This window comes from Actinophytocola sp. (assembly GCF_045807065.1).
GTDB lineage: Bacteria > Actinomycetota > Actinomycetes > Mycobacteriales > Pseudonocardiaceae > Actinophytocola.
Map to the genome: position 1 here is coordinate 1 of NZ_JBJMIE010000030.1, position 10,027 is coordinate 10,027.

Consider the following 10,027-nt stretch of genomic DNA (forward strand, 5'->3'; position numbering starts at 1 on the left):
AAACAAAAACCAAAAACGAACCACAACCGATCTGAACCTGACCGAGCTGATCAACGGCTTCAAGCCGCTGTTCCGCGCGCTCTCGCCGGACGACGTCAACAAGCTGTCCTACGAGATCATCCAGGTCCTGCAGGGCGAGGGCGGCACGGTCGAGTCGCTGCTCGCCCACACGGCCTCGCTGACCAGCGCGATCGCCGGCCGCGACCAGGTGATCGGCCAGGTCATCGACAATCTGAACAGCGCGCTGACCACGATCAACCAGCGCGGCCAGAAGCTGTCCGACCTGATCGTGACGGTCCAGCAGCTGGTGTCGGGCCTCGCCGCCGACCGGGAGCCGATCGGGGACGCGATCGACGCGCTCGGCGGGCTCGCGGACACCACGGCCGGCCTGCTCGAGCAGGCCCGTGCGCCACTGAAGGAGGACATCTCGGCGCTGGGTGGCCTGGTCAACAACCTCAACGACAGCGAGTCGGTGGTGGAGCACTTCATCCAGTTCCTGCCGGAGAAGACGGCGAAGCTGACCAGGCTGGTGAGCTACGGCTCCTGGTTCAACTTCTACCTCTGCTCGGCGTCGGGCGAGGTCAGCATCCCGGGGATCATCACCCAACCGATCGACGTGCCGGTCGCGTCCGCGTCCTCGGCGAGGTGTTCGCGATGAGCGGAGCTTGCGGAGCGAACCAGCGGGCGCCGCGGTGCCACGGAGCAGGGGAGGTGGCGTCATGAGGTCCTTCCGCTCCCGCAACCCGATCCCGATCGGCATCGCCGGTCTGGTGGTGATCGGCCTCGCGCTGACCGTGGCCATGTTCTCCGACGACCTGCCGATCATCGGCGGCGGCACCAGCTACTCGGCCGAGTTCAGCGAGGCGGCCGGCCTCGGCGCGGACGACGAGGTGCGCATCGCCGGCGTCAAGGTCGGCAAGGTGACCGACGTCGAGCTGAACGGGTCGAACGTGCAGGTGACGTTCAAGGTCAAGAACGCGTGGGTCGGCGACCAGACCTCCGCGGCCATCAAGATCAAGAACGTGCTCGGCCAGAAGTACCTGTCGCTGGAGCCGGACGGCCGCGACGTGCTCGACCCGGGCACGCCGATCCCACGCGCCAGGACCATGGCGCCCTACGACGTGCTGGAGGCGTTCCGCGGCCTTGCCGAGACCACCAACGCCATCGACACCACCCAGCTCGCGCAGAGCTTCGAGGTCATCTCGCAGACGTTCGGCGACACCCCGGACGACGTGAAGGGCGCGCTCACGGGCCTGCGGCAACTGTCGACCACGATCTCCTCGCGGGACACCCAGCTCGCCACGCTGCTGTCCAACACCCGCAAGATCAGTGACACGCTCGCCGACCGCGACGCGCAGGTCGTGAAGCTCCTGCAGGACGGCAACCTGCTGCTTGCGGAGATCAACGACCGCCGCGCGGCCATCAGCACGCTGCTGTCCGGCACGCAGGCCCTGGCCAAGGAGCTGAGTGGCCTGGTGACCGACAACCAGAAGCAGCTCGGCCCGGTGCTGACCAGCCTCGACCAGCTCACCGGCATGCTGGCCCGCAACCAGGACGCGCTCGCGCAGGGCATCAAGAACCTGGCCCCGTTCTACCGGCTGTTCAACAACGCGGTCGGCAACGGGCACTGGTTCGACAACTACATCTGCGGCCTGCTGCCGCCGTCGATCGGCGTCGTCAACGAAGAGGGCTGCCTGGGGAGGAGCTCATGAGCACCTTCGCCTCCCGGCTGGGCCGCAACGCCGCCCGCACGGTCTCCATCGCGATCGTGCTCGCGCTGCTGGTGGCGCTGTTCCTCTACTGGGTGCTGGTCGACGGCAACCAGCGCCGCTACTCGGCCGTGTTCACCGGCGTCGTCGGCCTCTACGAGGACAACGAGGTGCGGATCCTGGGCGTGCAGGTCGGCCACGTCGACAAGGTCACGCCGGAGGGCGACACGGTCCGCGTCGACATGCTGATCGACCGCGCGGTCAGGATCCCCGCCGACGCCAAGGCCGTGATCGTCGCGCCGTCGCTGGTCAGCGACCGGTACGTGCAGCTCACCCCGGTCTACACCGGCGGCGCGACCATGGCCGAGAACACGCTGCTGCCCAAGGAGCGGACCGCGACGCCGCTCGAGATCGACGACCTGTACGCGAGCCTCAACCGGGTCAGCCAGACGCTCGGCCCGAACGGGGTGAACAAGGACGGCGCGCTCGCGGACCTGCTGAACACCCTCGCCAAGAACCTCGCCGGCAACGGCGCCATCACCAACGAGACCATCACCCAGCTGTCCCAGGCGGCGCGGACGCTGTCCGGCAGCGACGAGGACCTGTTCGCGACCATCGACAACCTGCAGAAGTTCACCTCCGCGCTCGCCGCGAACGACGACGCCGTGAACCAGTTCAGCGAGCAGGCCGCCGACGCGACGAAGTTCCTCGCCGACGAGCGCGGCGACCTGGCCGAGGCCGTGCGGCAGCTGGGCATCGCGCTCGGCGCCGTGCAGCAGTTCATCGACGACAACCGCGCGCACCTCAAGACCAACGTCGACAAGCTCGCGTCGATCACCCAGGTGCTCGTGGACCAGCGGGCGGCGCTGGCGGAGACGCTGGACATCGCGCCGGTCGCGCTGTCCAACATCATCAACGCCTACAACGGCTCGTCCGGCACGCTGGACGCCCGCGCCGACCTCAACGAGCTGGCCCAGCCGCCCATCGTGACGGTCTGCAACCTGGTCCGCCAGGTCACCCCGGACCAGCTCCCGCAGGCCCTCGCGGACACCTGTGACCAGCTCGCGCCGATCATCCAGGGTGCGGTGAAGCTGCCGACCCCGGCCGAGGTGCTGACGGCGCTGCAGAACGGCTCGGCCCCGCCGCTGCCGATCCCGGGCAACCTGGCGGGGGGCAACTGATGAGACGACTGTTGCCCGCGCTGGCCGCCGCGGTGTTCGCGCTCTCGGCGTGCAGCAGCCAGTTCACCGGCATCTACGACCTCCCGCTGCCCGGGGGCGCCGACCTCGGCGACCACCCGTACACGGTGAAGGCGCACTTCAAGGACGTGCTGGACCTGGTGCCGCAGTCCGGCGTCAAGGTCAACGAGGTGCCCGTCGGCCGCGTCGAGGACATCCAGCTCGCCTCGGACGGCTGGACCGCCGAGGTGACCATGCGTGTCAACGGCGACGTGAAGCTGCCGGCCAACTCGCTGGCCATGCTGCGCCAGTCGAGCCTCCTCGGGGAGAAGTACGTCGAGCTGTCCGCGCCGCCCCAGGGCGAGGGGCGGGGCCAGCTGGAGGACGGCGCGCTGATCCCGCTCGCGCGGACCAACCGCAACACCGAGATCGAGGAGGTGCTCGGCGCGCTGTCCATGCTGCTCAACGGCGGCGGCGTCGAGCAGCTGCAGGACATCACCCAGGAGCTGAACGCGGCGCTCTCGGGCCGGGAGCCGGATCTGAGGGCGACGCTCGCGAACCTCGACACGCTGGTCGGCACGCTCGACGAGAGCAAGTCCGACATCACCAACGCCATCGACGGCGTCAACCAGCTGTCCGCGACGCTGGCCAGCGAGAAGGACCAGCTGGCCGGCGCCATCGACTCGCTCGGCCCGGGCCTGCAGGTGCTCAACGACCAGCGGTCCCAGCTCGTGACCATGCTGCAGTCGCTGGACTCGCTGTCCGACGTCGCGGTGAACACGGTGAACGCGAGCCAGGCCGACATCGTCGCCGACCTCAAGGCGCTGACCCCGACGCTGCAGAAGCTGGGGGAGGCGGGCGCGGACCTGCCGAAGGCGCTGGAGCTGCTGCTCACCATCCCGTTCAGCGACGAGGCGATGAACGGCGTCAAGGGCGACTACTTCAACCTGTACGCCAAGATCGACCTGAACCTGCAGGACATCGTGGACAACCTGTCCCGCAGCCGGAACAACCCGCTGTCGAACGTGCCCATCGTGGGCGGCCTGCTCGGCGGCCAGGCAGGCGGGGCGGACAGCCCGCTGCTGCCGGTGCCGATCATCGGCGGCTCGTCGACCGGACAGCAGTCGGGGCAGGGTTCCGGTTCGCAGCAGTCGGGCGGCAGCGGTCTCGGCGGCCTGCTCGGCGGGCTGCTCGGGGGAGGGGGCAGCTGATGCTCACCAGACGGGTACGCGTCCAGCTGATCGCGTTCGTGGTGATCGCCGTGGTCGCGATCGTGTACGCGGCGTTCCGGTTCACCGACGTCGGCAGGCTGTTCGGCTCGGACGGCTACACGGTGCGGATGAACCTGCGGGAGTCCGGCGGGATCTTCACCAACGCCGAGGTCACCTACCGCGGGTACAACGTGGGCCGGGTCGGGGAGATCCACCTGACCCACGAGGGCATCCAGGTGGACCTCAACATCGACCCGGAGGCGCCGCGGATCCCCTCGGACCTCGACGCGGTGGTCGCCAACCGGTCCGCTGTGGGAGAGCAGTACGTCGACCTGCGGCCACGCGAGGACAAGGGCCCCTACCTGTCCGGCGCCTCGGTCATCTCGGCGGACCGGACGGTGACGCCGGTCAGCACGGACGCGGTCATCCGAGACCTGGACGACCTGGCCAGCTCGGTGCCGACGGACTCGCTGCGCACGGTCGTCGACGAGCTGGACAAGGCGTTCGCCGGCACCGGCGACGACCTGCAGGTCCTGCTGGACGAGACGCGTGACTTCACCACCATGGCACAGGAGCACCTGCCGCAGACGATCACGCTGATCTCCGACGGCGGCACCGTGCTGGACACGCAGAACGCGAACGCCGGCAACATCAGGTCGTTCGCCGACTCGCTGTCGCTGCTGTCCGAGCAGCTGAAGAACTCCGACCCGGACCTGCGCCGGCTCATCACGGCGGCACCGCAGGTGGCGTCGCAGGTGACCGACCTGCTCCAGGAGTCCGGCCCCGGCCTCGGCGTGACGATCGCGAACCTGCTCACGACCTCGGACATCCTCCGGGCGCGCAAGGACGGCCTGGAGTACGCGTTCGTCGCGTACCCGCTGTTCAGCGCGGCCGGCCAGGGCCTGCTCGGCGCCGACCCCGGCCAGGTGCACCTGGGGCTGGTGCTCAACCTGTTCAACCCGCCGCCCTGCACCAGGGGGTACGAGCAGACGCAGCGGCGCAACGGAACGGACACCGAAAACCCCGCGTCGCCGGTGCCGGAGCAGACTTACTGTGCCGAGCCGACGGGCAGCCCCATCAACGTGCGTGGCTCGGCGAACGCGCCCTACGGTGGGGTGCCGGTGGCGCACGACCAACCCGCGACACCACCGGGTGGCGGCACGGCGGATACTTCTGATCCACTCGCCGGCCTGCCCGGTTCGGTGAGCCAGCGGGGTGGCAGCCCGACGAGCCTCACCGCACTGCTCGGACTACCGGGGTGATGCACGTTGACTGAGACAACTGCCGAGACGACCGAGGCGCGGGAACCTGCCGAGACGTCCGCGTCCGCCGGGACGCGCACGCCGAAGCTCCCGCGGATACTGCTGACCGCCGCGGTCGCGCTGCTGGTCGCCGCGGTGGCGGTGGCCGGCTGGTTCGGGGTGGCCTGGTTCCGCGCCGCCAACGACGACTCGCTGTCGTACTCGCGGACCCGTGACGAGGTGAACCGGGTCGGCACGAACGCGGTCGTCACCATGAACACCCTGGACTACAAGAAGGTCGACCAGGGCCTGGCCGACTGGGAGGCGGCGACCACCGGCGCCCTGCACGACGAGATCCTGAAGGGCAAGAAGACCAGCCGCGACGCCATCGTGCAGGCCGAGTCGGTGACCAGGGCGACCCCGCTGTCGTCGGCCGTCTCCGAGCTGGACGACCGGGCCGGCCAGGCGTCGATCCTGGTCGCGCTGAAGGTCAACGTGACGGTGAAGGGCCAGCAACCGGCCGACAAGTACATGCGGCTGTCGGGGAAGCTGCAACGCACGGACGACGGCTGGAAGCTGTACGAGATCGGACAGGTCCCGTACCTGCAGCCGGGCCAGCAATAAGGGAGAACCGACGTGCCACCGCACCGCCGCCGCCCGGCGCCCAGCACCGGCCAGGCGCCGCCCATCCGCCGCCCGAAGGTCGCGGGCCTGCGCAACCGCCCGGACCGCCACGAGCCGGACGACCAGGACCCGCGTGAAGCGGACCTCCGGACGGGGCTCGACGAGCACGAGGAGGCCCCGCAGCGGGTGAGCGGGGTCCTCAACGGCCTGCGTGGCACCCCGCCGACCCGCGCGGCCGACGAGGACACCGCCGCCGAGACCGCCGTCCTGCCCCGCATCACCGACGACATCCCCGAGGACATCACCGACGACGAGCCCGAGCAGGTCGTCGAGGACGTTCCCGAGGTCGACCTGGGCACGAACGAGCCCCCCGCCGCCGTCGACGACGAGGAGGACCCGGAGGCCAGGCCGCGCCCCAGGCCCCGCCCCGCGGCGACCCGGCCAGCGGGCAAGCGCCGCTCGACGGGCACGGCCCGCCCCGACGACCTCGCCGAGGCGGAGTCCGTCACCGAGGCCAGGCGGTCCCGCCACGCGAAGGCGGCGGCCCGTCCCGGCCGCACCCCCGCGCAGAACCAGATCTCGACGGCGATCGTCCTGGCGGTGGTCGCGGTCATCCTGATCGGCCTCGCGGTGTTCTTCCGCGGCAAGGCCAACGAGCTGGACGGCGGCGACACCAACACGGCCCTCACCGACACGGCGACGACGAGCCAGATCAAGGGCCAGCTGACCAACGCCATCAAACAGACGTTCAGCTACAACTACACCGACCTCGCCTCGACCGAGAAGGCCGTCAAGGACAACCTGACGGGCAAGGCCCTGTGCGAGTACAACCTCCTGTTCGGTGAGGTCAAGCAGTACGCGCCCCAGCAGAAGATCGTCCTGGACACCACGGTCCGCGAGCTGGCGGTGGTCCGCATCGACGGCGACCGCGCCGAGGCCCTTGTCTACATCGACCAGCTCTCCACCAGGGTCGACGTGAACAAGACGGTGGCCGTCGGCGGCCAGTTCGCCGTCCAGGCCAAACGCGACGGCGACCACTGGAAGATCACCGAGTTCGACATGTTCGGCCAGCCCCTGTTCAACGGCAAGCCAGCCCCCACGTGCTGACCCCACCACCAGGACGCCGGCTCGGCCCGCTGCTGGTCATGGCGCTGGTCCTGGTGGCCGCCGCCGCGGGATTCCTGGTCTGGTCAGTGGTCGACCTGGTCTCGGCCGGGACGGATGTCGACCACGCACGCCAGAACCTCGCCGCGGCACGGGAACGCCTCGGGGACCTGCGCGAGGATGACGCGCTCGGGATCAAGACCTCTCGGGACGCGGCTCTCACGGCCGGCCGCGAGGCCATCACCATCCTGAACACGCTCGACTACCGCACGCTCGACGCCGACCTCGACGAGTGGGAGCGCGTCACCACCGGCGCGTTGCACGACGAGATCGTCACCGGCAGGGCGCAGTCCGAGAACGCGGTCACGGAGGCGAAGTCGGTGACGAAACCGGCGGTCCTGGCGGCGGCCGTCGCGGAGGTCGACGAGCAGGCGGGGACGGCGACCGTGCTCGTGGCCCTGAGGATCAACGTCGCCACCACCGGCGCCGCGCCCACCGACAGGTACATGCGGCTCAAGGGAACACTGTCGCGCACCGGCGAGGACTGGAAACTCGACAGCATCGGTCAGGTGGCGTACGGGTCATGACCAGCTGGGACTCCCCGACGAACCCGTTCCCCGTCCAACGACCGAGCGGCGGGAGCCGTGTCGCGTGGGTGATCGCCGCGGTTTCCCTCGCGGCCCTGCTCGTCGTGGCCGCACTGTGGGCGCGGTCAACGGCCGACGACCGGTCGGCCGAGGCGGACGACTTGAAACGTGTCGCCACTCGGGTGGACGGCGAGGCGAAACAGCTGGTCGAGGGCGTGGATCCGGGCAACGAAGCGCTCAGCGACCCGGTCCGGACGCGTGAAGTGACCCAGTACCTGAACACCGCGATCGCGGAGACCTTCAGTTACGACTACCGGAACCTTTCACAGACCGAGAGTTCGGTCGACAAGTACCTCGCGGGCGACGCCCGATGCGTGTACGACGCCCTGTTCGGTGAGGTGAAGCGGCTCGCGCCGGAGCAGATGATCGTCCTGGAGACGACCGTTCGCGAACTCGCGTTGGTCCACCTGGACGCGGGTGCCGCCCGGGCCCTGGTCTACATCGACCAACAGTCGACGAGGGCCGACGTGAACAAGACGGTCACCGTGGGCGGCCAGTTCGCGATCACGGCACGTCGCGACGGCGACCACTGGAAGATCACCGAGTTCGACATGTTCGGCCAGCCCTTCTTCAACGGCAAGCCGGCCCCGACCTGCTGAACCCGAAGCGTGCAACCACCCGGAAACGTGACGTTGCGCACACGCTGGATCGAGGGTCATGACCGACGGTGAAGATCGTCGGGCGGGGCCCCCGCGGACCGCCGAGACCAGCCGACATATGCGTTCACCTGCTGAACTTCGGCTGGAACACCACTGACACGACAACTGAAAACCCGGTGAGATCATGGCGCGGCATCTTGACTCACGGCCACCTCAGGGTCACGCTATTCACCAAGCACGCCTTCGGCAGGAGGACGGTTGAGTGCGGGCCTAGACAGTCGCCGACTTTGTGGCTAGACTGCCCCTTTGCGCTGCCCACTTTTGCATGCCCTAGACTGTTGGGCACGACCGCACCCCTGAACAGTTTCGTCGCAGTTGCCGACGAGGCTGCTCAACCGCACATTAGTCCTGGAAGGACGCATCTTGGCAGTCTCCCGCGCGACCCAAGCCACTGCTGCGACCAACTCCACCATGTCGAACTCTGGCATCCCAGGCGCGCCGCTACGGGTCTCGTTCGCGAAGATCCGCGAGCCGCTGGGCACGCCGAACCTGCTCGACCTGCAGATCCAATCGTTCCAGTGGTTCACCGGTGACGAGGCGTGGTTCCAGCGCCGTGTCGACGCCGGTGACGAGAACCCGGTCGGAGGCCTCCAGGAGGTTCTCAACGAGATCTCTCCGATCGAGGACTTCTCCGGTTCCATGTCCCTCTCCTTCGACGACCCACGCTTCGACGAGGTCAAGGCCTCGACCGAGGAGTGCAAGGACAAGGACATGACCTACGCGGCGCCACTGTTCGTGACGGCCGAGTTCACCAACCACCAGACTGGCGAGATCAAGAGCCAGACGGTGTTCATGGGTGACTTCCCGGTCATGACGGACAAGGGCACCTTCATCATCAACGGCACCGAGCGCGTCGTGGTGTCGCAGCTGGTCCGCTCGCCCGGCGTCTACTTCGACACGGCGATCGACAAGACCACCGACAAGGACGTGTTCGTCGCCAAGGTCATCCCCAGCCGTGGCGCCTGGCTGGAGTTCGACGTCGACAAGCGGGACACGGTGGGTGTCCGCATCGACCGCAAGCGCCGCCAGCCGGTCACGGTGCTGCTGAAGGCCCTCGGCTGGACCACCGAGCAGATCCGCGAGCGCTTCGAGTTCTCCGAGACGCTGCTCGCGACGCTCGAGAAGGACCACACGGCCGGCACCGACGAGGCGCTGCTGGACATCTACCGCAAGCTGCGCCCGGGTGAGCCGCCGACCAAGGAGTCCGCACAGACGCTGCTGGAGAACCTGTTCTTCAAGGACAAGCGGTACGACCTGGCCAAGGTGGGCCGGTACAAGGTCAACAAGAAGCTGGGCGTGGCCATGCCCGGCAACGTGGGCGTGCTGACCGAGGACGACATCGTCACCACGATCGAGTACCTCGTCCGCCTGCACGCCGGCGAGACCAGCATGCGGGGCGCGAACGGCGAGGACGTGCCGGTCGAGGTGGACGACATCGACCACTTCGGCAACCGGCGCATCCGCACGGTCGGCGAGCTGATCCAGAACCAGATCCGGGTCGGCCTCTCCCGCATGGAGCGCGTCGTCCGTGAGCGGATGACCACGCAGGACGTCGAGGCGATCACGCCGCAGACCCTGATCAACATCCGGCCCGTGGTGGCCGCGATCAAGGAGTTCTTCGGCACCTCGCAGCTGTCGCAGTTCATGCAGCAGA

General features: G+C 68.7%; 9 protein-coding genes and 1 pseudogene. All 10 read left to right on the top strand.

The annotated features are described in order from the left end of the window. On the top strand, nucleotides 1-658 hold a 658-nt coding region (locus ACJ73U_RS01610), incomplete at its 5' end, for an MCE family protein (protein WP_407775676.1). 61 nt (nucleotides 659-719) lie between these two features. After that, nucleotides 720-1,712, top strand: coding sequence for an MCE family protein (locus tag ACJ73U_RS01615; RefSeq protein ID WP_407775677.1), 993 nt, complete (start codon nucleotides 720-722; stop codon nucleotides 1,710-1,712). Beyond that, nucleotides 1,709-2,890 (top strand): MCE family protein, encoded by a 1,182-nt coding sequence (locus ACJ73U_RS01620; protein WP_407775678.1) that lies wholly within the window; start codon nucleotides 1,709-1,711, stop codon nucleotides 2,888-2,890. Before ACJ73U_RS01615 ends, ACJ73U_RS01620 begins: the two co-directional genes overlap by 4 nt. Next, the gene (locus ACJ73U_RS01625) at nucleotides 2,890-4,098 is read left to right on the top strand and encodes an MCE family protein (protein ID WP_407775679.1); all 1,209 of its coding nucleotides are present in this window, start codon (nucleotides 2,890-2,892) and stop codon (nucleotides 4,096-4,098) included. Before ACJ73U_RS01620 ends, ACJ73U_RS01625 begins: the two co-directional genes overlap by 1 nt. Beyond that, nucleotides 4,098-5,360, top strand: coding sequence for an MCE family protein (locus ACJ73U_RS01630; RefSeq protein ID WP_407775680.1), 1,263 nt, complete (start codon nucleotides 4,098-4,100; stop codon nucleotides 5,358-5,360). The genes ACJ73U_RS01625 and ACJ73U_RS01630 overlap by 1 nt, the downstream gene beginning before the upstream one ends. A 6-nt stretch (nucleotides 5,361-5,366) precedes the next feature. After that, a complete protein-coding gene (locus ACJ73U_RS01635; protein WP_407775681.1) occupies nucleotides 5,367-5,963 on the top strand; it encodes a hypothetical protein in 597 nt (198 codons plus the stop codon). Nucleotides 5,964-5,975: 12 nt separating this feature from the next. Further along, nucleotides 5,976-7,070: a hypothetical protein gene (locus tag ACJ73U_RS01640; RefSeq protein ID WP_407775682.1), complete on the top strand. Its 1,095-nt coding sequence runs from the start codon at nucleotides 5,976-5,978 to the stop codon at nucleotides 7,068-7,070. Then, a complete protein-coding gene (locus ACJ73U_RS01645; RefSeq protein WP_407775683.1) occupies nucleotides 7,064-7,654 on the top strand; it encodes a hypothetical protein in 591 nt (196 codons plus the stop codon). Before ACJ73U_RS01640 ends, ACJ73U_RS01645 begins: the two co-directional genes overlap by 7 nt. Then, the gene (locus ACJ73U_RS01650) at nucleotides 7,651-8,313 is read left to right on the top strand and encodes a hypothetical protein (protein ID WP_407775684.1); all 663 of its coding nucleotides are present in this window, start codon (nucleotides 7,651-7,653) and stop codon (nucleotides 8,311-8,313) included. The genes ACJ73U_RS01645 and ACJ73U_RS01650 overlap by 4 nt, the downstream gene beginning before the upstream one ends. A gap of 423 nt (nucleotides 8,314-8,736) precedes the next feature. Further along, nucleotides 8,737-10,027, top strand: a pseudogene (locus ACJ73U_RS01655) (DNA-directed RNA polymerase subunit beta); the annotation flags it as partial.